At 47.0% G+C, this 24975-nt stretch carries 23 protein-coding genes; 18 read left to right on the top strand and 5 right to left on the bottom strand.

Annotated features, from left to right (window positions below; all coding sequences use genetic code 11):
* The 3 genes from Q0C11_RS14705 to hsdR all read right to left on the bottom strand — a co-directional run.
* Positions 1-173 (bottom strand): endonuclease domain-containing protein (locus Q0C11_RS14705; protein ID WP_367273748.1); only part of this gene is annotated, 173 nt, incomplete at its 3' end.
* 10 nt (positions 174-183) lie between these two features.
* Positions 184-1698: a class I SAM-dependent DNA methyltransferase gene (locus Q0C11_RS10120; protein WP_293007583.1), complete on the bottom strand. Its 1515-nt coding sequence runs from the start codon at positions 1696-1698 to the stop codon at positions 184-186.
* Between the two features lie 35 nt (positions 1699-1733).
* A complete protein-coding gene (hsdR, locus tag Q0C11_RS10115) occupies positions 1734-4097 on the bottom strand; it encodes an EcoAI/FtnUII family type I restriction enzme subunit R (protein WP_293007581.1) in 2364 nt (787 codons plus the stop codon).
* Between the two features lie 202 nt (positions 4098-4299).
* Here hsdR and Q0C11_RS10110 point away from each other — a divergent pair, with 202 nt between their 5' ends.
* Together Q0C11_RS10110 and Q0C11_RS10105 are read left to right on the top strand one after the other, a co-directional pair.
* Positions 4300-4950, top strand: a complete 651-nt coding sequence (locus Q0C11_RS10110; protein WP_293007579.1) for a class I SAM-dependent methyltransferase — start codon at positions 4300-4302, stop codon at positions 4948-4950.
* 81 nt (positions 4951-5031) lie between these two features.
* On the top strand, positions 5032-5598 hold the full coding sequence (locus Q0C11_RS10105) for a class I SAM-dependent methyltransferase (protein WP_293007576.1): 567 nt from the start codon (positions 5032-5034) through the stop codon (positions 5596-5598).
* 54 nt (positions 5599-5652) lie between these two features.
* Here the strand turns inward: Q0C11_RS10105 and Q0C11_RS10100 are convergent, their stop codons facing one another.
* Positions 5653-6270, bottom strand: a complete 618-nt coding sequence (locus Q0C11_RS10100; protein ID WP_293007574.1) for a DNA-3-methyladenine glycosylase — start codon at positions 6268-6270, stop codon at positions 5653-5655.
* 316 nt (positions 6271-6586) lie between these two features.
* On the opposite strand from Q0C11_RS10100, the gene mraZ reads away from it, so the two are divergent.
* The 16 genes from mraZ (at position 6587) to ftsZ (ending at position 24280) form a co-directional block, all read left to right on the top strand.
* Positions 6587-7033: a division/cell wall cluster transcriptional repressor MraZ gene (gene mraZ / locus Q0C11_RS10095; RefSeq protein ID WP_293007572.1), complete on the top strand. Its 447-nt coding sequence runs from the start codon at positions 6587-6589 to the stop codon at positions 7031-7033.
* A gap of 22 nt (positions 7034-7055) precedes the next feature.
* On the top strand, positions 7056-7997 hold the full coding sequence (gene rsmH / locus Q0C11_RS10090; protein ID WP_293007570.1) for a 16S rRNA (cytosine(1402)-N(4))-methyltransferase RsmH: 942 nt from the start codon (positions 7056-7058) through the stop codon (positions 7995-7997).
* A 5-nt stretch (positions 7998-8002) separates the two neighbouring features.
* Complete coding sequence (ftsL, locus tag Q0C11_RS10085) at positions 8003-8305, top strand: cell division protein FtsL (RefSeq protein WP_293007568.1); 303 nt, start codon at positions 8003-8005, stop codon at positions 8303-8305.
* Positions 8302-10029: a penicillin-binding protein 2 gene (locus Q0C11_RS10080; protein WP_293007566.1), complete on the top strand. Its 1728-nt coding sequence runs from the start codon at positions 8302-8304 to the stop codon at positions 10027-10029. Before ftsL ends, Q0C11_RS10080 begins: the two co-directional genes overlap by 4 nt.
* Before the next feature lie 5 nt (positions 10030-10034).
* Positions 10035-11561 carry a UDP-N-acetylmuramoyl-L-alanyl-D-glutamate--2,6-diaminopimelate ligase gene (locus Q0C11_RS10075; protein WP_293007564.1) on the top strand — a complete coding sequence of 509 codons (1527 nt, stop codon included), beginning with the start codon at positions 10035-10037 and terminating at the stop codon, positions 11559-11561.
* Positions 11558-12958, top strand: coding sequence for a UDP-N-acetylmuramoyl-tripeptide--D-alanyl-D-alanine ligase (murF, locus tag Q0C11_RS10070; protein ID WP_293007562.1), 1401 nt, complete (start codon positions 11558-11560; stop codon positions 12956-12958). The genes Q0C11_RS10075 and murF overlap by 4 nt, the downstream gene beginning before the upstream one ends.
* Positions 12949-14034 (top strand): phospho-N-acetylmuramoyl-pentapeptide-transferase, encoded by a 1086-nt coding sequence (mraY, locus tag Q0C11_RS10065; RefSeq protein WP_293007560.1) that lies wholly within the window; start codon positions 12949-12951, stop codon positions 14032-14034. The genes murF and mraY overlap by 10 nt, the downstream gene beginning before the upstream one ends.
* Entirely contained in the window at positions 14031-15446 is a 1416-nt protein-coding gene (gene murD / locus Q0C11_RS10060; protein WP_293007587.1) for a UDP-N-acetylmuramoyl-L-alanine--D-glutamate ligase, read from the top strand. The genes mraY and murD overlap by 4 nt, the downstream gene beginning before the upstream one ends.
* A gap of 6 nt (positions 15447-15452) precedes the next feature.
* Entirely contained in the window at positions 15453-16613 is a 1161-nt protein-coding gene (gene ftsW / locus Q0C11_RS10055; protein WP_293007585.1) for a putative lipid II flippase FtsW, read from the top strand.
* Complete coding sequence (gene murG, locus Q0C11_RS10050) at positions 16610-17701, top strand: undecaprenyldiphospho-muramoylpentapeptide beta-N-acetylglucosaminyltransferase (protein WP_293007558.1); 1092 nt, start codon at positions 16610-16612, stop codon at positions 17699-17701. Before ftsW ends, murG begins: the two co-directional genes overlap by 4 nt.
* Positions 17691-19118, top strand: a complete 1428-nt coding sequence (murC, locus tag Q0C11_RS10045) for a UDP-N-acetylmuramate--L-alanine ligase (RefSeq protein ID WP_293007556.1) — start codon at positions 17691-17693, stop codon at positions 19116-19118. Before murG ends, murC begins: the two co-directional genes overlap by 11 nt.
* A 13-nt stretch (positions 19119-19131) precedes the next feature.
* Positions 19132-20124 (top strand): UDP-N-acetylmuramate dehydrogenase, encoded by a 993-nt coding sequence (murB, locus tag Q0C11_RS10040; RefSeq protein ID WP_293007554.1) that lies wholly within the window; start codon positions 19132-19134, stop codon positions 20122-20124.
* Positions 20124-21041 (top strand): D-alanine--D-alanine ligase, encoded by a 918-nt coding sequence (locus Q0C11_RS10035; RefSeq protein WP_293007552.1) that lies wholly within the window; start codon positions 20124-20126, stop codon positions 21039-21041. Before murB ends, Q0C11_RS10035 begins: the two co-directional genes overlap by 1 nt.
* Positions 21031-21810, top strand: a complete 780-nt coding sequence (locus Q0C11_RS10030) for a cell division protein FtsQ/DivIB (RefSeq protein WP_293007550.1) — start codon at positions 21031-21033, stop codon at positions 21808-21810. The genes Q0C11_RS10035 and Q0C11_RS10030 overlap by 11 nt, the downstream gene beginning before the upstream one ends.
* 12 nt (positions 21811-21822) lie before the next feature.
* Entirely contained in the window at positions 21823-23061 is a 1239-nt protein-coding gene (ftsA, locus tag Q0C11_RS10025; protein ID WP_293007548.1) for a cell division protein FtsA, read from the top strand.
* Between the two features lie 67 nt (positions 23062-23128).
* Positions 23129-24280: a cell division protein FtsZ gene (gene ftsZ, locus Q0C11_RS10020; RefSeq protein WP_293007546.1), complete on the top strand. Its 1152-nt coding sequence runs from the start codon at positions 23129-23131 to the stop codon at positions 24278-24280.
* Positions 24281-24541: 261 nt separating this feature from the next.
* Here the strand turns inward: ftsZ and Q0C11_RS10015 are convergent.
* On the bottom strand, positions 24542-24975 hold a 434-nt coding region (locus tag Q0C11_RS10015; protein ID WP_293007544.1), incomplete at its 5' end, for a methyl-accepting chemotaxis protein.

The following is a 24975-nucleotide window of genomic DNA, read 5'->3' as shown; positions in this document are numbered from 1 at the left end:
GCTGCTGCGCAATAGAAATCGACGATGTAGTTGGCCAAGGGCTTCTGGCGGTAAAACTGCACGCCTAGAATTTGCTTGCGGCGCAATTTTGACCAGAGCAATTGTTCAGCATCGGTCATATTGCTGCGCAGGTTGCGGGCGAAGGGTTTCAGAATTGGTTTGTAGGGTTGCATAATAATCCCCCTAGTCCCCCTTTTTCAAAGGGGGGGACTTTTGTGCCCTACCTTGGTCGATTGAAGATATTAATGCTGCGCCTAGTGTGTTTTTTAGCTGGCTGCGTAGAGTAGCAATGTCATTTTGCATGGCGTGATATTGCGCCAGCAGCACGTCCGGGTCGTGAATTTCAAGTTCCCCAATATGCGGGTTTTTGCAGTCGAGGTTGTAGTTGCGTGCCTGAATGTCTGCCAGATCGATTCTCCAGGCGTATTCATTTTCCACGCGTTGTTTGAAACCGTCTTCCTCCCTGCCCCACCAAGCAGCCTCGGCATCAAATTCTTCAATCTTCATTGGCTTAGTCTTGTTGTAGCTTTTCACCCCGGGCGGGTACGGGTGTTGGTAAAACCAAATTTCCTCAGTGGGTGTGCCTTTGCTGAAAAACAGCAGATTGGTCTTAATGCCGGTGTACGGGCTGAACACGCCGTTGGGCAGGCGCACGATGGTGTGCAGGTTGCATTCTTGCAGCAGTTTTTCCTTGATGCGCGTTTTGATGCCTTCACCGAACAGGAAGCCATCGGGCAAAACCAGTGCGGCGCGGCCGCCGGGCTTGAGCAGTTGCATGATCAGCACCAAAAACAGATCGGCAGTTTCGCGCGTGCGGAACGCCGTCGGGAAATTGGTTTCGATACCGTCTTCTTCCATACCGCCAAACGGCGGATTGGTGATGACCACATCGACGCGTTCTTTGGGTGACCAGCTAATGAGCGGTCGCGCCAGCGAATTATCGTGACGGATATTGCTCGGCACTTCGATGCCATGCAGGATCATGTTGGTGGTGCACAGCAGATGCGGTAACGGTTTTTTCTCGATGCCGAAAATGCTGGCCTGCAGTTGCGCTTCGTTTTCCACCGTTTTTACATCCTGCTTGCGCATGTGTTCGATGGTGCAGGAAAGAAAACCGCCGGTGCCGCAGGCCGGGTCCATGATTTTCTCGCCCAGACGCGGGTTGACCCTGCGTACCATGAATTCGGTGACTGCACGCGGGGTGTAAAACTCGCCTGCGTTTCCGGCTGCCTGTAAATCGCGTAGCAATTGTTCGTACATATCGCCGAACAGGTGGCGTTCCTGGGCCTTGTTGAAATCCACGCCTTCCTGAATCTTGTTGATCACCTGCCGGATCAGTTGGCCGGATTTCATGTAGTTGTAGGCGTCTTCGAATACCGAGCGGATCACATAGGCGCGCTGATCGCCGCCTTTGGCTTCGAGTTGCTGCAAAGCGGGAAACAGATCGTTATCGAGAAATTGCTTGAGCGCATCGCCGGTCATGCCTTCGGCATCGGCGGCCCAGTTGCGCCAGCGGTAGGGTTCCGGCAACGGCGATTGGTAGTCGTCCTGCAGTAGCTCCCACTCATTTTCGCGGTCGTCAAAAATTTTCAGAAACAACATCCATACCAGCTGGCTCAGGCGCTGGGCATCACCGTCGACGCCCACATCCTTGCGCATGATGTCCTGGATTGATTTGATCGTGGAGGAAATGCTCATTCGTTAAATTGTTTTAGTTTTAGGTTCATGTTCAATCAGGCGTAAAGATTTTGTTCCAGCTCATGCAGCGCTTTCAAGTAGGCGGCCTTGCCGCCAAAGATGGACACCAATTCATTGGCCGTGCCCATGTCTTTGAAGGGGTCGAGCGTGAGGATTTTGATGTCTTCGATGTTTTCTATGCCGGTATCGGCATATTTATCCAGCAAACTTTCCAATACCTGGCGTGCTTGTTCGCTGTATTTGGCAAAGTAGTTGCGTTTCTTCACATTTTCGGCACGTTCGCGACGGGTCAGCGGTGGCTGGTCAAAGGCGACATGGCAGATCAGGTCGAATGCATCAAAATCCTTGCCCACTTCGTCAGCCAGGGGCGCCAGCAATACGCCATGTTGTTCCAGCTCCTGCAAAAGAGTGGCCTTGCGTTCGGACTGGCTCCAGCGCTGCAGAAATTCATCGAGCGAGGCATAATCCTTGCGTACCGTGTGGCGCGTGTAGTCCTTGAGGGATTCGGTAATCAGCTTGCCTTCCGGTCCGTAGTATTGCACCCGTTCGGCAATAATATGCACGGTGACATCGCCCATGACGTATTTCACTCGGTGGGTGTCGAATGGTTCTAATCCCCCCTCGATCCCCCCTTTTTCTAAGGGGGGAAGTGGGTTGCCTGATTCGTCAAATGGCACACCGTATTCCTGATCGGGTGGCACGGGACACTCATTGCTTTTGGGTTCATAAATTACCACCGGTTCGCCGTCGAAATCCTTATCGGCGAATAATTCTGTGGCTTTCTTGAAGTCCATGATGGTGAACCAGAACTTACCATATTCCTCGTTAATGCGGGTGCCGCGTCCGATAATTTGTTTGAATTCGGTCATCGATCTGATGTGCTGATCCAGCACCACCAATTTGCAGGTTTGGGCGTCGACGCCGGTTGTCATCAGCTTGGATGTGGTGGCGATTACCGGGTAGCGTTCTTCCGGATTGATAAAATTATCCAGTTCAGCCTTGCCTTCGATGTCATCGCCGGTAATGCGCATCACGTATTTGCGGTTTTTTTTCACTTCTTCAGGATTGAGATTTACTAACGCCTGGCGCATGCGCTCGGCGTGGTCGATGTCGTCACAAAACACGATGGTTTTGGCATAGGGGTCTGTTGCCGTCAAGAATTCGGTAATTTTCCGCGCCACCAGTTCAGTGCGTTGTTCCAGTACCAGCGTACGGTCCATGTCGTTCAAGTTGTAGATACGGTCTTCAATCAACTCACCATGCTTGTCGGTCTGTCCTTTGCTGGGCCGCCAGCCTTGCAAATCCTTGTCGATGTCGATACGCACGACTTTGTAAGGCGCCAGAAAACCGTCTTCTATGCCCTGTTTTAACGTATAGCTGTAAACGGGTTCACCAAAGTAATGAATACTGGAAACATCTCGGGTTTCTTTCGGCGTGGCGGTTAAACCGATGTGCGTGGCTGCGGAAAAATACGCCAGGATTTCTCGCCAGGCAGAATCTTCCGCTGCGCTGCCACGATGGCATTCATCAATCACAATCAGGTCAAAAAAATCCGGTGAAAATTGCTTGTAGATGTTTTGTTCTTCTTCGCTGCCGGTTACAGCCTGATACAGCGATAGGTAAATCTCGTAGCTTTTGTCGATCTGGCGTTTGCTGATTTTGGTCATGGCCGCGCCAAACGGTTTGAAATCGTTATTCTTGGTCTGGTCGACCAGGATATTGCGATCGGCCAGAAACAGGATACGTTTTTTTGCGCCGGATTTCCATAGCCGCCAGATGATCTGAAATGCTGTGTACGTTTTACCCGTGCCGGTGGCCATGACCAATAAAATGCGCTGTTGGCCTTTCGCTACCGCTTCCACAGTGTTGTTGATGGCATTGGCCTGGTAGTAACGTGGCGCACGACCGGTACCGTCATCAAAGTACGATATTTCGACCGTGTGGCGTGCTTCGGCTGTTTCCAATCCTTTCCACTGGCAGTAGCGTTGCCACAGTTGTGCAGGGGATGGAAATTCATCCAGCGCCAGTTCCTGTTCGATCCGATCTGCCAGTCCGGTGAGGTCATGCAGCAGAAAGCCATCACCATTGGAGCTGAATACAAAAGGTACGCCAAGCGTGTCGGCATAATTTAAAGCTTGTTGCATACCGGCCCCCATGCTGCAACTGTTTTCCTTGGCCTCAATCACGGCCAGTGGAATATTGGATTTGTAATACAGAATATAGTCGGCGCGTTTTTGCTCGCCACGTGCATGTAATTTTCCGCGCACGATAATGCGGCCTTTGGTGAAGCTCACTTCTTCCCGGATCTGGCGGTGCAGATCCCATCCGGCTTGCACCAGCGCAGGGGTGATATATTTGGTGCAGATATCGCGTTCGGAAAAGCTTTTTTTGTCGCTCATGCTTGTGGGATTGTTATTTTATTTTATTGATAAGCTGCAAGACCCAGCTATTTGAGGATTAAAGCATATCAGTTTCAAATTGGCTATCACTATGGATTTTCGATCAAATATTGGTCGCGTGGACAGTGTATGCTGGGGATGGTAGTTGATTCCCCTTACGCAATTTTTAGGATAAAAAGGTAAAAATGAAAAGTTTATCATCATGAAAAAACACTCCGGTTACATCCCGGCCTTGCATTATCACTGGCTGACGCGCTGGTACGATCCCATGATGCGGTGGTTTTTCCCAGAATCGGGGATTCATGCAAACTTGATTGCGCAGGCCCATATTCAGCCTGAACAAACCGTGCTGGATGTGGGCTGCGGCACGGGTACGCTGACATTACTGATCAAGCAGGCCCATCCGAATGTTGTCATTCATGGATTGGATATCGACGCTAAAATCCTACAGATTGCGCAACGAAAAGCCAGGCAGGCTGGACAAAACATTCTGTGGCAACAGGGTACAGCCACCAGTTTGCCTTATCCGGACCAAAGCCTTGACCATGTGTGCGCCAGCCTGTTGCTGCACCATTTGACACGGCAAGACAAGCAACACATGCTGCGGGAGGCATTACGCGTACTGAAACCCGGCGGCACGTTGCATGTGGTGGATTTCGGCAAACCGCATGATTTCGGCATGTGGTTGATTTCCTGGTTAATGCGCTGGTTTGAAGAGATACACGATAATGTTCTGGGGCTGTTGCCGGTTTTTATGACAAATGCCGGATTCCATCCGGTTGAAGCGATTACGCATCATCGCACCGTTGCGGGCACAATTGCGTTATACCGTGCCGTTAAACCAATCGTCTGAGATCAGTAGCGCGATTTTCAAACAAATGATCCTGGCAGAAAGAATCTGTTAATCTAGCGGCTTTTTAAATAAGAGACCGATATGCCATTTAGCAATAGCAGTCAACTCAGCGCCATTATTGGCTTTGCAGAGCAACGAAATCCTCAGTCCATTCTTGATGTCGGCGTTGGTATGGGTCAGTATGGCTTTTTGTTGCGTACAAATTTAGAGAATATCAATCTGTTTGAGATTAATGGTGCGACTGCAAGGCAACGGAATCGGGATCAATGGAAAATTAAAATTGATGGCATCGAAGGGTATCCCGGCTATGCGACCCCTGTGCACGAATATGCCTATAACAATTTGATGATCGGCAATGCCTTAATCCTGCTTCCATCTTTGGCGGATGATGCTTACGATCTTGTGATTGCCATTGATATACTGGAGCACTTGGATAAAAATCCAGGAAAGTATTTTCTGGAACAATGCTTGCGAGTGTGCAAAGGTTCTGTACTTATCAGTACGCCTAAAGAATTTTGCGAGCAAGAAGTGGCCGCCAACCCTTTGGAAAATCATCGATCACATTGGACTGAAGAAGACCTTAGGTCTTGTGGTTTTGCAACCTTCTTGCCCGATTCATTAAACTGGATTGCAATTGCCAGAAAATGATATAGATTTCTCGCCGCGCACGGAATGGCAGTTGGACGATTGTTCAAATGCCCCTTAATATTCGACCGGCAACGGATCCAAACTGCGCCACAAATACCAGGTCGCAACCGAGCGCCAAGGTTGCCAGGGCTGGGCGAGTTCGATCATGGTTTTCTTGTCAATGCTTTGTTTGTCGAAGTAGTGCAAGCTAATCGCGCGCTGCAGGCCAATGTCATCGAGCGGCAGCACATCCGGGCGTTGCAAGTGAAAAATCAGGAACATTTCCGCAGTCCAGCGTCCAATGCCTTTTACTTGACTCAATTGCGTGATGATGGTTTCATCGTCCATGCTGTTCCAACTGGTTTCGTTCAAATTTCCTTCCATAAAATACCGTGACAAGTCCTGCAGGTAAGTTATTTTTCTTGCGGAAAGTCCGCAGGCTCGTAATAAATCCGGTTCTTTTGCAGCGACCGTGCACGGCTCGATGTCAGGAATTGCGCGGATGACTTTTTGCCACACGCTTTCGGCGGCTTTGACGGAAATCTGCTGTCCGACGATGGAGCGCGCCAGCGTGGTAAAAGCACAACCGCGCGAAGTCAGCGTGGCGCCCTCAAACTGCTGAATCAATTGCAGCATAACTTGATCGCAGGCGGCTAGTTCCTGTGTTGCTTGTGTCCAGTACTCGGGTGTCATATTTGTAATGAGGCGGGAAAATTAATTAAAGCGAATGCGTAATTTTTACATGCAAATACAGCTTCATTGGAATCATTATCGCAGTAAAATTGATAATGCACTTCTGGTTTTTCTTCTATCTATCTTATTTCTTTGAATAATTTACTACCTACTCTACTGTAATTGACTACACATTTAAGTCTTTGTCATATAACTATAAAAACCCAATTTCTTACTTGACTATCGAGAATTTATTGATTAAAGTGGGAAGTGGTGGGAGAATGTGGGGAAATTTGGTGTGCCTCGATTAATTTTCCCCGTTATATGAGGAGACAGCATGTTTCGTGGCGTCACGCAGCTCAGTCTGGATACAAAAGGTAGGCTTGCGATACCCGCAAGATACCGTGACGAACTAGAATCTTCCTGCTCAGGACACTTGATAGTAACTGTTGATCCTTCAAAGTGTTTGTTGATTTATCCTCAGCCAGCCTGGGAACCGATAGAACAAAAACTCAATAATCTTGCCAGTTTTAACCCAACAACCCGTAGCTTGCAAAGATTGTTGGTGGGTAATGCTTACGATACCAACATGGATAATGCCAGCCGTATTCTAATATCGTCACCGCTGCGTCAATTTGCCGGCCTGTCCAAAGATGTGGTTTTGGTTGGGCAGGGCACGAAGTTTGAGCTGTGGGATGAAACGCAGTGGAATTTACAAATTGAAGCTGCACTGGCATTTAAGGATGGCGATATGCCGTCTGAATTGGAAGGATTTTCGCTGTAATTGATGGGGTAAAAAGAAATAGATGCATATTCCGGTGTTATTGCACGCAGCCGTTGATGCGTTGGCGCTAAAACCGGATGGGGTTTATGTGGATGCAACGTTTGGACGCGGCGGACACAGTCGACTGATCCTGTCGCGTTTGGGTGAGCGTGGTCGGCTCATTGCACTGGATAGAGATCCCGCAGCGGTATTGTCGGGCGAAGCAATTGCGGACAAACGATTTTGTATGCGCCATAGCGGTTTCTCCAGAATGCGGGAGATTCTGCAGATTATGGGAATTTCGCAAATTGACGGCGTACTGCTGGATTTAGGTGTGTCGTCACCGCAGTTGGAAGAAATTGCGCGCGGATTCAGCTTCCGGTCAGCGGGGCCGCTCGATATGCGCATGGATACTAGCGGTGGACAGACAGCAGCAGAGTGGTTGGCAACCGTAGCAGAAGATCAATTGGAATGGGTAATTAAAGAGTATGGCGAAGAACGGTTTGCTAGACAGATTGCACGAGCGGTTATTGCGGCAAGAGCGCAGCAACCTATTGTTACTACGCTACAACTTGCTGAGATTGTCGCAGCAGTCGTTCGTACACGACAGCGAGAAAAAAAACGTCATCCGGCGACGCGCACTTTCCAGGCGATACGGATTTATCTCAATCAGGAGCTTGAGGAATTGGCACTGGTCTTGCCGCAATGCGTGGATTTATTGAGGCCGGGTGGACGATTGGTAGTAATTAGTTTTCATTCTCTGGAGGATCGGATGGTGAAGCAATTTATCCGAGCAGCAGCCAGCACTGACGACCTGCCCCGCGGGGTGCCAATACGGGAAAAAGAATTGCAACGATTCAGCAAGCAAACATTGCGGTTGGTGGGCCGGGCAATTCGTTCAGATGAGCTGGAAGTGTCCGAGAATGTTCGGTCAAGAAGCGCAGTGATGCGCGTGGCCGAAAGAATCCAGTTAAACAACGGGTAAATAGAGTGTTCAAATTGAATATCTTCATTATTCTGGTACTAATTGTATGCGCATTGGGCGTGGTGACCTCGCAGCATACGGTACGGAAACTTTTCATGGCATTGGAGAAAGAAAAAGGCATAGAACAGAAGTTGGAAGTGGAATGGGGAAGACTGCAATTGGAGCAGAGCACTTTGATTATGCATGGACGCATAGAACGGATTGCAATGGAACACTTGAACATGATGGTGCCAGCCGCTTCTAGCATACAAATTGTATCGATCAATACAGCAGAGAATGAAATGAATGCGGAGAGCGTGAAACCATGATTAAGCCAGTGTTACCGCAACTCAAACTATCGGCATGGCGTTCCATGCTGCTATTTGGCATGTTGGTGCTGGGTTTAATCAGTTTAGCGGTACGTGCCGCCTATCTCCAGGGAATGCACAACGATTTCTTGCAAAAGAAAGGGGAATCGCGCTATAGCCGAGTATTGGAAATGAATGCAGATCGGGGGATGATCACCGATCGGAATGGTCATATCATGGCGATCAGTTCACCTGTAGCTTCCATATTTGCTGACCCGAAAGTGGTGGATATTAAACCCGAAAAGCTGCAGCAATTGGCTACTTTGCTGGAGATGAATAGTACCGATATCAATGCGCTTCTTACCAAGGAAAATAGGCGCTTTGTTTATCTAAAGCGACAAATCGTGCCGGATATCGCTGAAAAGATCATGCAACTCAAGATCAAGGGTATCTATTTAACCAGTGAATCCAAGCGATATTACCCAGAAGGCGAATTTGCCGCGCATGTGCTGGGTTTTACCAATATCAATGACGAAGGCCAGGAAGGTGTTGAGCGTGGTTGGGATGAAACGCTTGCCGGGGAACTGGGTCGCCGCCGGGTGATCAAGAACAACAAAGGCCAGATTATTGATGAAGATGTCGAAAGTATTCTTTCTCCTAGGCCGGGACAGGATTTGGTTTTATCGATTGATAGAAGAATTCAGTATCGTGCACATGCGGAATTGAAGCAAGCGGTACTGGCTAATAGAGCAAAAGCAGGCAGTATCGTAGTTCTGGATGCGCAAACAGGAGAAATATTGGCACTTACCAATTGGCCTGCCTATAACCCAAACAGAAGATCTACCATCAATAATGAAAGACTTCGCAATCGGGCATTGATTGACACTTTCGAGCCCGGCTCGACGTTGAAACCATTTACAGTGGCAATTGCACTGGAAGTCGGAAAAGTGAATTCAAATACGATCCTGCAGACTGCGCCTGGATCGTGGCAAGTGGGAAGAAAAACCATACGAGACGTTAGCAACAAAGGAGAATTAACCGTTGCCGAGATCATTCAACAATCGAGTAACGTAGGTACGGCAAAAATTGCGCTATCAATGGAACCACAAACGATGTGGGAAATGTTTAATCGCGCAGGATTCGGTGCTCTGACCAACTCAGGTTTCCCTGGTGAAGCCAGCGGAATACTGCGGCCTTATAATAGATGGCGTCCTATCGAGCAGGCAACCATGTCCTATGGGCATGGCATATCCACCAGCTTAATCCAATTGGCGCGAGCTTATACGATCTTTACCAGCGGTGGCGAATTAAAACCCGTTTCTTTGCTGAAACAAAATGTACCCGTCATGGGGCAGCGCGTAATTTCACACAATACTGCGCGGGCAATGAGTCGCATGCTGGAGATGGCGACCCAACCCGGAGGAACGGCGCCATTGGCGCAAATTAATGGTTACCGTGTTGCCGGCAAAACAGGGACAGCGCATAAACTGATCGACGGACAGTATGCCAGCAAAAGCTATATCTCAACATTCGTGGGATATGCGCCGACATCGAATCCGCGTTTTATCATTGCCGTGATGATCGATGAACCATCAGCAGGAAAATATTTCGGCGGTGCAGTCGCCGCTCCCATTTTCAACAAAGTCATGTCCGGCGCTTTACACATTTTGAATATACCACCCGATGCTCCGGCTAATAATGTCATGACCTTTACCGCAACACCAGAAATGGGGGATGAAGGGTGAGCCTGATGACTACCAAAAGGAAAAAATCAAAAGGTCTTGATTTCCATTTGCTGGAGGATTTGGGTGTTGCAATTGAAAATCTGGTAGCAGATAGTCGCCTGATAAAATCGGGAGATACCTTTCTGGCGTACCCAGGGGATACAACTGACGGGCGCAAATTTATTCCACAAGCGATCGCTGCAGGCGCCAATGCAATTCTGTGGGATCCACGGAATTTTGTATGGAAACCTGAATGGCATATCCCCGCATTAGCGGTAGATGATCTCAAAATGAAAACGGGATTGATTGCCAGTTATGTCTATGATCACCCTTCTCAAAAATTGTGGGTGGTAGGAATTACCGGCACGAATGGCAAGACATCCTGTAGTCATTGGTATGCTCAAGCCATGGTAAATTTGGGGTATAAAACGGCTGTGCAGGGAACACTGGGAAGCGGTTTTATCAGAGATCTGCAAGCTTCAGAAAACACAACGCCTGATGCCACGGTATTGCAGCGTTCACTGAAGAAATTCGTCGATGAAGGCGCTAAGAGCGTTGCCATGGAAGTGTCTTCACATGGACTGGTACAAGGAAGAGTCATCGGCACAACATTCTCTGTGGCCGTGCTTACCAACTTGTCCCGAGATCACTTGGATTATCACCAAGATATGGATGCGTATGCGGCAGCCAAATCAAGCCTGTTTTTTTGGCCGGGATTAAAATACGCCGTGGTTAACATGGATGACGTTCTGGGCGTCGAATTGTCGCGACAACTTATCAATAAATCCACCCGAATAATTGGTTACGGATTTCGTCACCCTGAAGAACACGATTCAAAGCACTTTAAAATGGTTCACGGCTCAAATCTAAAATTAGATATTCATGGTATGGAGTTTGATATTGAATTTGAGGACAACCACGAACATTTAAGAGTCGCTTTACTGGGTAAGTTCAATGCATCCAACTTGCTGGCAGTCACTGCAGCCCTGTTAGCCAGCGGCATTCGTTTGCCGGATGCGGTTCGTTCGCTGCAAAGTGTGCAATCCATTCCAGGAAGGATGGAAAAATACCACGAACGCAATCGACCGACTATTATCGTTGATTACGCACATACGCCGGATGCATTAGAGAAAGTACTGTGTACTTTGCGTGAGCTTCTCCGTGTCGAGGGCCGGGATGCGCGGCTATTTTGTGTTGTTGGTTGCGGCGGCGATCGGGACAAAGGAAAGCGGGCGATGATCGGAGAAGTTGCGACACGTTTGGCCGATGAAGTTATTTTCACCAGTGACAATCCACGTTCAGAAGAGTCTCTACGTATTATTAAAGATATTGCCGCGGGCACAGTTGAAGAAAATTACCAAATAGAAGTTGATCGAGCGCTGGCAATTTACCAAGCAATCGCTAATGCGCAGTGTGGCGATATTGTGTTGATTGCAGGTAAGGGCCATGAAAAATTTCAAGAAGTAAAAGGACAAAAAATTTCTTTCAGCGACGCTGAAATTGTACAACAGGTTTTGAAGGAATTGCCTTTGAAAGTTAGGGCGCAGCAATGATGATGGTGCAGGAAACCGCACAAATACTACATGCTGACTGGAGCGGACCGGATGTGCATTTTAACGGAGTCAGCACTGATAGCCGAACGCTTAAGCAAGGCGAGCTTTTCGTGGCTTTAATTGGCGACAGATTTGATGGCGGTAAATTTATATCCAATGCCAAGGAAAAAGGCGCGGTGGCAGCAATGCTTCAACAAAATTCTAAACACGAACATTTATCCGTTGATTTCCCCCTGATTCGGGTCAAGGATACGCGATTGGGCTTAGGAGAGCTGGCGGCGTACTGGCGCAACCGTTTTTCGATACCTGTGATTGGTATTACTGGTAGTAATGGTAAAACAACAACTAAGGAAATGATTGCGGCCATATTACGTGTAGCAGCAAGCAGTGATACAGCAATCAAAGAGCCGTCAGAATGTGTATTGGCTACCGAAGGTAATCTGAATAATGATATCGGCGTACCGCAGATGCTATTGCGCTTACGGCAGCAGCATCAGTATGCGGTAATTGAAATGGGCATGAATCATGTCGGAGAAATTGCTTATCTAACTCAATTAGCCAGGCCAAATATTGCAGTCATCACTAATGCAGGGACTGCGCATATTGAAGGATTGGGCTCAGTCGAAGCTGTAGCGCGTGCTAAAGCAGAAATTTTCATCGGTTTAGATCAATCCGGAACGGCGATTTTTAATGCGGATGACCCGTATGCGTCATTATGGCGTGAATGTGTCGGTGCAAGAGAAATTATAGATTTTGGTTTAACAGAAAATGCACGGATAAATGCTGTGTTCCAGCTGGATCGGTTGGCCAATAAGATTCAATTGAAATTCCCTGATGGTAGCGTCGAAGTGAAGCTACAGGCACCAGGGGTGCACAATATTTATAACGCATTGGCTGCGGCGGCTGTCGCTTGGACTCTTGGCATCAGAAAAGAATGGATTGCAGCCGGCCTCGAGTGCTTCCAATGCGTACAAGGACGGTTACAAAAAAAATGCGGCTTACATCATGCGCTGCTTATCGATGATACTTACAACGCAAACCCAGAATCGGTTCGAGCTGCTTTAGCTGTGTTGGCTGCGGCTGAAGGGAAGAAAATACTGGTATTGGGGGACATGGGCGAATTAGGTAAATTAGCGATTGATTTACATCGTACAATCGGTAGAGATGCGCGTAAAGCGGGACTAGATCAATTATTCACTTTGGGCGAATTAAGTGCTTACGCTGCAGAAGAATTTGGCCAAGGCGCACGGCACTTTAATTCCATTGATGAGTTACTGAATGTCACGAAAAGTTTGCTCGCCGATGATGTCACTTTGCTGGTGAAAGGATCGCGCTTCATGCAAATGGAGCGTGTAGTGAAGCAGCTGGAACAACCCGAGGAATTCTCATGTTGCTAGCGCTCTCTCAATGGTTGGCACAGGATATACGCGCTTTTAATGTATTCAGCTATATCACGTTGCGTACCGTCATGGCGACGCTTACCGCGCTGGTAATTTCTTTCATTATTGGCCCCCTGATGATACGAAAATTGACTGCCTATAAGATCGGGCAGTCGGTTCGAGATGATGGCCCACAAACTCATTTAGTAAAAATGGGTACGCCAACAATGGGCGGTGCCTTAATCCTGATGTCAATCGTGCTGACTACTCTGCTGTGGGCCGATTTGGGCAATAGATATATCTGGGTGGTGCTGCTGACGACGCTAGGATTTGGAGTAATTGGCTGGATCGATGATTATCGCAAAGTGGTTCATCGTAACCCTAAAGGGCTTTCAGCAAAAGCCAAATTCTTTTGGCAATCGGTCATTGCTTTTGTTGTTGCAATCTATTTGGCATCAACTGCGGAAGTTCCAGCACAAACTGACATGATTGTGCCATTTTTTAAGGAAGTTGCGATTCCATTGGGGTTTGCGGGTTTTGTAGTTTTGACCTACTTTGTTGTCGTCGGCACCAGCAATGCGGTGAATCTAACCGATGGCTTGGATGGCTTGGCTATCATGCCTACAGTGATGATCAGTAGTGCGCTTGCAATTTTTGCTTATGCGGCCGGGCATATCGTTTTTGCAAAATATCTTGGAATTCCCTATATCCCCAATGCAGGAGAATTGGCTGTTTTTTGTGGTGCTATGTCGGGCGCAGGCTTGGCCTTCCTGTGGTTTAACGCATATCCCGCTGAAGTATTTATGGGTGATGTAGGTGCACTGGCATTGGGTGCAGCGTTGGGAGTCGTTACTGTGATTGTGCGCCAGGAAATTGTGCTGATCATAATGGGCGGCGTTTTTGTGATGGAGGCTTTATCCGTGATGTTGCAGGTAGCCTCTTTCAAGTTACTGGGCAAGCGAGTTTTTCGCATGGCGCCGCTGCATCATCACTATGAGTTAAAAGGTTGGAAAGAAAATCAGGTGGTAGTCAGATTCTGGATTATTACCTTTATCCTGGTTTTAATTGGATTATCAACATTAAAATTAAGATGAACTTGCAAGATAAAGCAGTACTGGTATTGGGAATGGGTGAGACAGGCTTATCAATGGTGAAATGGCTTGTTCGCCAAGGCGCAAAAGTTCGCGCTGCCGACAGTCGACAGGAGCCGCCAGCTTGGAAAGAGATGATGGAAAAATTTTCTGAAGTACACGCTTGCATGGGGAAATTTGAAGCCAAAATTTTAGATGGCATAGAAATGATCGCAATAAGCCCAGGGGTTCCAGTAGCAGATCCCTGCGTGCAGCAGGCTATTCGACAGGGTATACCCGTCATTGGAGATCTGGTACTTTTTTCTTGGGCACTTGAGCAACATCATTTACCAAAACCTAAGGTTTTTGCGATCACTGGATCGAATGGAAAGACAACAGTAACGTCAATGGTCGGAGCTATGTTGAGAAAATGCGGTTGGAATGTGGCAGTAGCCGGCAACATCGGCCCCGCAGTTCTGAATGCGTTAATGGAGCAGATGGATGCTGGAAATTGGCCGCAGGCATGGGTATTGGAAACTTCCAGCTTTCAATTGGAAACAACTCACAATTTGAACGCCGATGTAGCAACAGTGCTGAATCTGAGTGAGGATCATTTGGATCGCTATACTTGCATGCAAGATTATGTCGCTGCAAAAACAAGAATTTTTCAGCATGAGCAAGGCAGTGTATGCAAACAAATCTTGAATCGAAATGATTCCAGAATCAGTGAGATGGCATTGGCTGATGGCAAGCAAATTACATTTGGCTGGGATGCGCCACCCACTCTCGCCGATTTCGGCATCTTGCATGAGGATGACGATCGATGGTTAATGGAAGGCAATAGCCGCTTATTAAAGACCTCTGAGCTTGTAGTTAATGGACTGCACAATGCTGTTAATGCACTGGCAGCGCTAGCTATGTGCCGTGCATTAGATATCGCCATTGATCCCCTGTTATCAGCATTACGGGAATTTCGCGGCTTACCGCACCGGATGGAAAAGGTCGCGGCTTTTAACGGCGTTACCTTCTTCGACGATTCCAAGAGCACGAATGTGGGCGCTACCATCGCGGCATTAAATGGGATGAAACAGAATGTCATTTTGATTGCAGGGGGTGATGGCAAGGGACAGGATTTTTCACATTTACGGCGGGCAGTTGCTGAGAATGCCCGTGCGGTGGTGTTGATTGGACGCGATGCAGGAATCATTGCCAACGAATTGAAAGATTGTGGTATTCCTTTGCATTTTGCAACCACCATGGAAGAAGCCATGCAGAAAAGCTTTCTGTTAGCACAAATGGGTGACGTGGTGTTGCTTTCACCGGCATGTGCCAGTTTCGACATGTTTAGAAATTATATTCATCGTGCCGAGGTATTCGTGGCTGCTGTTAAGGATATTGAAAATAAGTTTTTTAATTTTGGACAAAAGAAACATTAAGTGATGATGATTTATCAGGCAATCAATCAAAAACCGAGGGTCGTGGCCGATTTTGATCTGACTTTAGTCTGGTCTGCCCTGCTACTGCTGAGTATTGGCTTAGTCATGGTTTATTCTGCTTCGATCGCAATTGCAGAGGCTCAGTTTGGACCTGATCGCGCCGGGTACTATTTGTGGCGACACAGTGCTTATCTGGGTCTGGGATTGATCATGGGATTAATTGCTTTTCAAGTACCTATGCAGGTATGGCAGAAATATATTGCATACCTGTTCATGATTGGCGTTTTATTGCTGATACTGGTTCTGGTGCCAGGTATTGGCCATGAAGTCAATGGTAGCCAGCGCTGGATATCCCTCTACGTGGTAAATATTCAACCCTCTGAATACATAAAATTCTTCATGGTATTGTATGCCGCTGATTATGTGAATCGGAAAGCAGCTGATTTGAATTCTCTGCTAAAAGGATTTTTCCCCATAACCATTGTATTATCCATAGTAGGGTTTTTATTGTTAATGGAGCCAGATTTTGGAGCATTTTTTGTAGTGTCAGCTTTAGTCATGTCAATCCTTTTTCTGGGAGGGGCTAGTTTAAAAATTTTTATCGGACTCATTGGTATCCTGGCAATTGGGTTATACCAATTAATTATTAGATCAGAATATCGATTAGGTCGAATTGTTGCATTTATGGACCCTTGGGCTGACCCATATGACAAAGGGTATCAGTTAAGCCACGCATTGATCGCATTCGGACGCGGTGAGTGGCTCGGTGTCGGCTTAGGCGGCAGTGTAGAAAAGCTGTTCTATTTACCCGAAGCGCATACAGATTTCTTACTTTCCGTGCTGGCAGAGGAACTTGGGTTTGCTGGCGTAGCCGTAGTGATCATTTTATTTATGTGGCTTATCACACGCGCATTTGTTATTGGTCGGCTGGCAGCAAAACTAGAGCATCCCTTTTCAGCCTTGGTGGCACAGGGGATCGGCGTCTGGATTGGCGTTCAGGTACTGATCAATATGGGCGTGAATATGGGTGTTTTACCCACAAAAGGGTTAACGCTACCCCTGCTAAGTTATGGCGGCAGTAGTATCACCGCGAGTTGCCTTGCTTTGGCAGTCTTATTGCGGATTGATTGGGAGAATCGTCGGCGCCTGCGAGGACTTACCGCATGAGTAAGCAGACCATCCTAATCATGGCGGGCGGCACGGGAGGGCATGTTTTCCCGGGATTGGCCGTCGCTGATTATCTTAAGCAACTGGGATGGCGCGTAGTATGGCTTGGAACCGAATCGGGCATGGAATTAAAGCTGGTACCACAGCACGGCTATGAAACTGAGGTGATCAGCTTTTCAGGGCTGCGCGGTAAACGCTTATTTACTTGGCTAATGCTGCCACTGCGTTTAGTAAAGGCATTTCTGCAAAGTGTCAAAATTATTAGAAATGTGAAGCCTAATGTGATTCTAGGAATGGGAGGGTATCCCGCTTTTCCGGGTGGCATGATGGCATCGCTACTGAATAAACCGTTAATCATTCATGAGCAAAATTCGATACCCGGTTTGACCAATAAAATCCTGGCAAAACTGGCAGATAGGATTTTTCTGGGCTTTCCGGATGCAATTCTAAATAACAAAGAAAAATCTATCTATTCAGGCAATCCAGTGCGGTCTGAAATTATGCTGATAGAAGCTCCTGAAAAACGATTTTCAGGTCGGGAAGGAAAATTGAATTTATTGATTGTGGGCGGTAGCTTGGGCGCACAAATATTAAACACTATTGTGCCGGAGGCACTGAAATTAATCCCTGAAAATCTTCGCCCGCAGGTAGTGCATCAGGCTGGCATAACACAGTTGAATTCGGTTAAGCAAATGTATGGCGATCTACAGATGGATGCTGAAGTAATTGCGTTTATTGATGACATCGCTAATCGGTACGCGACGTGTGATTTAGTATTGTGTCGTGCTGGTGCATTGACCGTTGCAGAATTAAGTATAGCAGGCGTGGCCAGCATTTTAGTGCCCTATCCTCACGCAGTAGATGATCATCAAACCCATAACGCTCGATTCCTTTCTGACCACGGGGCTGCCGTGTTAATTCATCAGCGCGACTTGAGCGCAAAGAAATTAGCAGATTTGCTGGCGGATTTATCACGCGAGAAATTGCTCGAGATGGCGATAACAGCGCGCAGCCGAGCAAAACCGGAAGCAACTAGGGTAGTAGCTGAAGCATGTATTGAACTAAGCGGAGCATTGGATGAGGCATAAAGTCAAACATATTCATTTTGTCGGTATTGGCGGTGCGGGCATGAGTGGGATTGCCGAAGTATTCGTCAATATGAAATATCAAGTCAGCGGTTCCGATTTGGTGGATAATTTAGTTACTCAGCGCTTGGCCAATCTCGGCATAAAGATTTATGTGGGCCATGCGAGTGAGCAAGTTAAAGGTGCGAACGTTGTCGTTACTTCAACTGCAGTCAAATCCGACAATCCTGAAGTGATCGCAGCCAAAAACAAAAATATCCCAGTGGTTCCACGTGCCTTAATGCTGGCAGAATTACTGAGGTTACGCACCGGTATCGCGATTGCAGGCGCCCATGGCAAAACCACCGCGACCAGTTTAATCGCAAGTATTCTTGCCGCAGCTGATATGGATCCTACATTTGTTATCGGCGGAAAACTCGAAGCGGCAGGTTGCCATGCCAAATTGGGTAGCGGCGAATTCATTGTTGTCGAAGCGGATGAATCCGATGCTTCATTTTTGTATCTACAACCGGTGCTTGCAGTCGTGACAAATATCGACGCAGACCATATGGAAACTTATGGCTATGATTTTAATAGATTAAAACAAACATTTGTAGAATTCCTGCAACACTTGCCTTTTTATGGCATGGCCGTGGTTTGCATTGATGATGCCAATATACGTGAAGTAATGCCATCGATTACAAAGCCTATTACCACCTACGGTTTGTCCGAAGATGCACAAGTTCGTGCTACCAATATTCAGCATAGCAATCATCAAATGAAATTTACTGCGGTAATCGGCGTAAATGGCTCGGCCCGCAGACTGGATGTCACGTTGAATTTGCCCGGATTGCACAATATACAAAACGCCTTGGCAGCGATTGCGGTTGCTAATGAAATTTGTGTGCCCGACGCTGCCATAGTCAAAGCACTAGCGGAATTCAAAGGTGTGGAAAGACGCTTTCAACAGTTTGGAGAAATCAGATTATCAATGCAAAAGAGCTTTACATTGATTGATGATTATGGCCATCACCCAGCAGAAGTGGAAGCAACCATGAAAGCAGCGCGAGGTGCTTTTCCAGGCAGACGTTTAGTCATTGCGTTTCAACCGCATCGCTACACGCGGACTCGAGATGTGTTTGAGGATTTTACTAGAGTTTTATCACAGGCTGACGTGCTGTTATTAACAGAAGTGTATCCCGCAGGTGAAGATCCTATTGTTGCTGCGGACAGTAAATCATTGGCTCGTTCAATCCGGGTGCTGGGAAAAGTGGAGCCCATTTATATTGAAGAAGTTGATGACCTGTCAATCGCCATACTCGATGTTGTGGAAAATAACGACATTGTCTTGGTGATGGGAGCAGGTTCAGTGGCAAAAGTTGCTCCACATATTGCACAAATGAAAAGCAAATTAATAGTAGTCAATGGTAATGATTATTGAGGGCCAATGAGTAATGATCGGCTTGACAGAAAACACAAGAATAAGCGCACCGGCAACAGGCCTGGTACCTGTTGAAATGGATATTTCTGTGACAGGTCGTGGAGAAATGCGTGTCAATGAGCCCATGAGCCGACATACTTCGTGGCGCACAGGCGGCAATGCACAACGTTACTATGTACCTGCAGACTTGGAAGATTTTGCGAATTGCCTACGACAATTTCCACACGAGCCTATTTATGTGATTGGATTGGGCAGCAATTTGCTGGTAAGAGATGGTGGAATACAAGGTATCGTCATAGCACTGCATGCTCAATTAAATGATTTGCAGTTGATTGAGCACAATCAATCCGATGGACTCATTTACGCAGGTGCCGGTGTGGCCTGCGCAAAAGTGGCGCGGTTTGCTGCCAAGAATCATTTAGCCGGTGCGGAGTTTCTGGCCGGGGTACCAGGCACGTTGGGTGGAGCGTTGGCCATGAATGCCGGGTGCTATGGATCAGAGACCTGGGAATTCATTGAGCGAGTACAAGTTGTCGATCGTAAAGGGCAAATTCTTTTCCGCGCACCCGACGAGTACGTAGTCGGCTATCGCAGCGTAAAGCTGCAACCTCAATCGTCTGGTGTGAAAGAAATGGAATGGTTCGCAGGTGGATATATTCGATTACCTCAGGGAGAGCAAACAGAATCGCAACAACGAATCAAGCAATTGCTGACACAACGCGCTGCAAGTCAGCCGCTCAACCAACCCAATGCGGGTTCGGTATTTCGCAATCCGCCGGGAGACCATGCGGCGCATCTAATCGAAGCGAATGGATTGAAAGGGTGTTGTATTGGCGGTGCGATGGTATCACCTCAGCATGCTAATTTTATTGTTAACTTGGGCAATGCAACCGCAGCGGATATTGAAGCCTTGATCTTAATGGTACAAAGCAGAATTAAGAAAGCAACGGGTATCACGTTGATCCAGGAAGTCCGGATCATTGGCGATGTCAGGAGACTGACATAGTGATGACGCACAACTTTGGCAAAGTAGCTGTTCTGCTTGGCGGTCGATCCGCGGAGCGTGAAATTTCTTTGCAAAGTGGGCAAGCCGTTTTAGACGCGCTAATTCGAAACGGCGTAACTGCATATTCATTTGATCCGGCGGAGCAAGTACTTGAAGATCTGTTACGGCAAGGCTTTAATCGTGCATTTATCGCACTGCATGGACGTTTTGGCGAAGACGGAACTATTCAAGGTGTACTGGAGTGGATGAGATTACCTTATACTGGCAGTGGGGTCATGAGCAGTGCCCTGGCAATGGACAAATGGCGTACTAAATTATTATGGCAGGCAGTCGGCATCCAGTCACCACGGTATGTACTATTACAAGCCGACAGTAATTTTGACCAAGTTTCCGAGTCACTGGGATTACCGCTCATCGTGAAGCCAGTGCGAGAGGGTTCGACAATTGGTTTGAGTAAGGTGAATCACAAGAATGATCTACTGCCGGCTTATCAATTAGCGTCACAGTATGATGATTTGGTGCTTGCCGAAGAATTCATCGTAGGAAAGGAATTAACAGTCGCCATTCTGGGCGAAACGCCCTTGCCAATAGTGAGAATAGAAATAACGGGCGAGCTTTATGATTATCAGGCAAAGTACGTATCGAACGATACCCAATATTACTGTCCCAGCGGTTTACCGGCTGAATTAGAAACCGAGATTCAGACACAAGCCTTGCGGGCTTATAAGGTACTGGGCTGCCAAGGTTGGGGTAGAGTTGATTTAATCTTGACGCAAACCGGACAGTTTTATTTTCTCGAAGCGAATACGTCTCCGGGCATGACCAGCCATAGTCTGGTTCCTATAGCAGCTAGGACCGCGGGAATTTCGTTTGAAGACCTCGTAATGAGAATATTGGATTTAACCCATGTGGAATAATCATCATGCGCTAGATTTGTTAGCCAAGTTATTGTTTGCTTTGGTAGCAATGGTCTTTTTGTATGGAATCAGTTTGCAGCTAATCAGGCCACCGCTGTTCCCGATAAAAGAAATTAATGTACTGGTTGCTCAGGGAGCAGAAAAAAATAACAAGCAATTACTAAATGTTACTCACGCACAGATAGAAAATCTCGTGCAAAATGAAGTTGAAGGAAATTTTATTTCAGTTAATTTAACCGCAGTTCGCGAAGCTTTTGTAAAATTACCATGGGTACGGGATGCACGAGTAAATCGGGAATGGCCTCACGGATTAAATGTAATGCTAGAAGAGCACCAAGCATTAGCCTATTGGGGCAGTCATGCACTGGTGAACACGCATGGCGAAGTATTTCGGGTTACCGCTGATGTTGATTTGCCAGTCTTTATTGGACCCAATGAAGCCAGTGCTCATGAGGTAACGCAGCAATATAGACGTTTTAATCAGATATTAGCGCCTCTGCGGCAACACATTGCACAAGTCATGTTGACACAGCGTTACGCGTGGCGCATTCAGTTGAATACGGGGACGGTATTGGAATTGGGGCGAAACGAGATAGAAGAGAGGTTGACTCGTTATGTTTCAGTATATAACCACAGCATTGCTCGGCTAAATCAACAAGAACCACTGGCATATGTTGATTTGCGCTACCCCAATGGTTTTGCTATCCGCATGCCCGAAACGATGCAACGAGGAGAGCCTCATAAATCCGCTACTAAGAGAGAAACGTGAGATGGAATTTAGATGAATAAAACGAGAGACAATAGAAATCTGATCGTCGGACTTGATATTGGCACATCTAAAATTGTCGCTATTGTCGCAGAAGTCACTCCTGAGGGAGGGATCGAGATTATCGGATTAGGTAGCCATCCCTCACGCGGTTTAAAGAAAGGCGTTGTGGCCAATATCGAAACAACCGTCAATGCAATTCAGCGTGCGCTGGAAGAAGCAGAATTAATGGCGGACTGCAAAATTCATGAAGTATATACCGGAATAGCCGGCAGCCACATTAAGGGCTTTAATTCAAATGGTATGGTGCCTATCAAGGACAAGGAAGTCACCGAAAAAGATGTAGAACGGGTAATGGAAGCGGCAAAAGCCGTCAATATACCTGCTGATCAGCAAATTCTACATGTACTGAATCAAGAATTCATTATCGATGGCCAAGAAGATGTACGCGAACCGGTGGGCATGAGCGGCATACGCTTGGAAGTAAAAGTGCATATTGTGACAGGCGCGGTTTCGGCTGCCCAGAATATCGTAAAATGTGTGCATCGATGCGGTTTAGAAGTTCGCGATCTGATATTACAGCCATTGGCATCAGCAATGGCCGTATTATCTGAGGATGAAAAAGACCTTGGGGTATGTTTGGTCGACATTGGCGGCGGAACAACGGATATTGCGGTATTTACGCACGGAGCGATTAGGCATACTGCAGTTATCCCAATTGCAGGTGATCAAATAACTAATGATATCGCGATGGCATTACGTACGCCAACTAAGAGTGCAGAAGATATCAAATGCCGCTACGGCTGCGCATTGAGGAGTCTTGCAGACACCAAAGAAATGGTTGAAGTTCCAGACGTGGGGAATCGTGGTTCGCGCCAGCTTTCCAAACAAACTTTGGCAGAAGTGATAGAACCACGCGCTGAAGAGCTTTATTCTTTAGTGCAAGCTGAACTTCGTCGGAGCGGATTTGAAGAGCTACTTTCATCGGGCATCGTAATAACCGGAGGATCTGCTTCGCTACGCGGGATGGTGGAATTGGGTGAGGAAATATTCCATATGCCTGTGCGGCAAGGATTGCCCAACTATCACGGTAATCTAAGGGAAGTCATCCATACACCTCGATATTCGACAGGAATTGGTTTAATTCTGGCGGGTATGCAGCAGATGCAGCATCAACATAGTTCAAGATTACAGGGAGGCTCTGCCAAGCAGATTTTATCCCGTATGAAGGGGTGGTTCCAAAGAAACTTTTAATCAGCAATCTCAAGAGTTGTATCAACAGTCAGGAAGCTTTATTTCAATGTACTAAAGGAGAAACAATATGTTCGAAATCATGAATAACGATACTCAAGAAGCGATCATCAAAGTCGTTGGTGTTGGCGGCTGCGGCAGCAATGCTGTGGATCATATGATCCAAAATGGTATGCAAGGCGTTGAGTTTATCAGTATGAATACTGATGCACAGGCATTGAAAACTAATAAAGCACCAACGATATTACAATTAGGCACAGGAATTACCAAAGGGCTGGGTGCAGGCGCGAATCCTGAAATAGGACGCGAAGCTGCACTTGAAGATCGTGATCGTATTGCTGAGCTGATACAAGGCGCAGATATGCTGTTTATTACTGCGGGTATGGGCGGCGGCACGGGCACGGGTGCCGCACCGGTTGTAGCGCAAGTTGCGAAAGAAATGGGTATTTTAACTGTAGCGGTTGTCAGCAAACCCTTTTCATTTGAAGGAAAACGTCTGGTTGCAGCTAAGGCAGGCATGGATGAACTATCACAACATGTTGATTCATTAATTGTAATTCCAAATGACAAACTCATGATGGTGCTGGGCAATGACATCTCCATGCTGGACGCATTCAAAGCAGCCAACGACGTGCTTCACGGCGCCGTAGCCGGAATCGCAGAAGTTATTAATTGTCCGGGCTTAGTAAACGTTGATTTTGCCGACGTCAGAACTGTCATGTCTGAAATGGGCATGGCCATGATGGGCTCGGCGATAGCGATGGGTGTTGATCGTGCACGAGTCGCTGCAGAGCGTGCCGTTTCCAGCCCATTGCTTGAAGATATTTCTCTATCAGGAGCGCGCGGTATTTTGGTAAACATAACAGCCAGTCAATCACTGAAAATGCGCGAAGTACATGAAGTAATGAATACAATTAAAGATTTAACCGCAGAAGACGCAACGATTATTGTAGGAACAGTTATCGATGAAAATATGACCGACAATTTGCGTGTGACGATGGTTGCTACCGGATTGGGTAGTCTTGTTACTCAGAACCAAAACTCTCCTTTAACCGTTATCCATTCTCGTACTGGAACCGATGACAGAGACTCAATTTTTTCTACTGAAGAACCTGCAGTGATGCGCACAGGCAGAAGAAGCAATGCTACGGTGGCAGCCATGCGCCAATCCGGCGTAGATCCGATGGATATCCCTGCTTTTTTAAGAAGACAAGCAGATTAAATGGACTTTATTCTCCTGACCTTGAAGCGTACATATTGACTCAAAAAGTACATTGAAAAATAATTGATCCCCCGCTCCTTACGGCGAGGGATCTTTATGATAAAACTTTGTAGAGAGCATGTTGGAGAAAAAGTGATTAAATAATCCACTCTAAAAATAGCCACGTGGCAGTGCTTTGAACAAAGCAACGAAATAGACTACCCTGCTATATTCGTGGCAGGAATAGCGTGACTTATTTGTGCTGAAGCATTTTTATTTTCCTTAAAACACATTCCAACGCTCCCTATCACCATTAACAGCCTTTTTGGTTTGAAAATCGTTGTTTCTTACTACTGAAATAACCTTGTTTTTTCGTAAATTTGACTTATTGGCAGTGAATTTTTGAATTGTTGCCGCATTGCCTGTAATCTGAGCTACCTTAAATATAGAAATTGCTCCAGTCAGATCTTTAGCCTGATTTTCCAGAGATTCCGCAGATGCTGCAGCCTCTTCCACCAGCGCAGCATTTTGTTGCGTAACTTCGTCCATTTGTGTAACTGCTTGATTGACCTGTGCGATACCTGAGCTCTGCTCTTGTGAAGCCGCTGTGATTTCCGACATAATTTCAGCAACATGTTTAATAGAAGCAACAATCTCTTCCATAGTCTTGCCTGCCTCACTCACCAATTTGGTTCCATTTTCTACTTTTTCTACCG

The organism is Nitrosomonas sp. (assembly GCF_022842015.1).
GTDB lineage: Bacteria > Pseudomonadota > Gammaproteobacteria > Burkholderiales > Nitrosomonadaceae > Nitrosomonas.
Note: the sequence above shows the minus strand (reverse complement) of the source record. Positions and strands in the feature narration are given on the sequence as shown.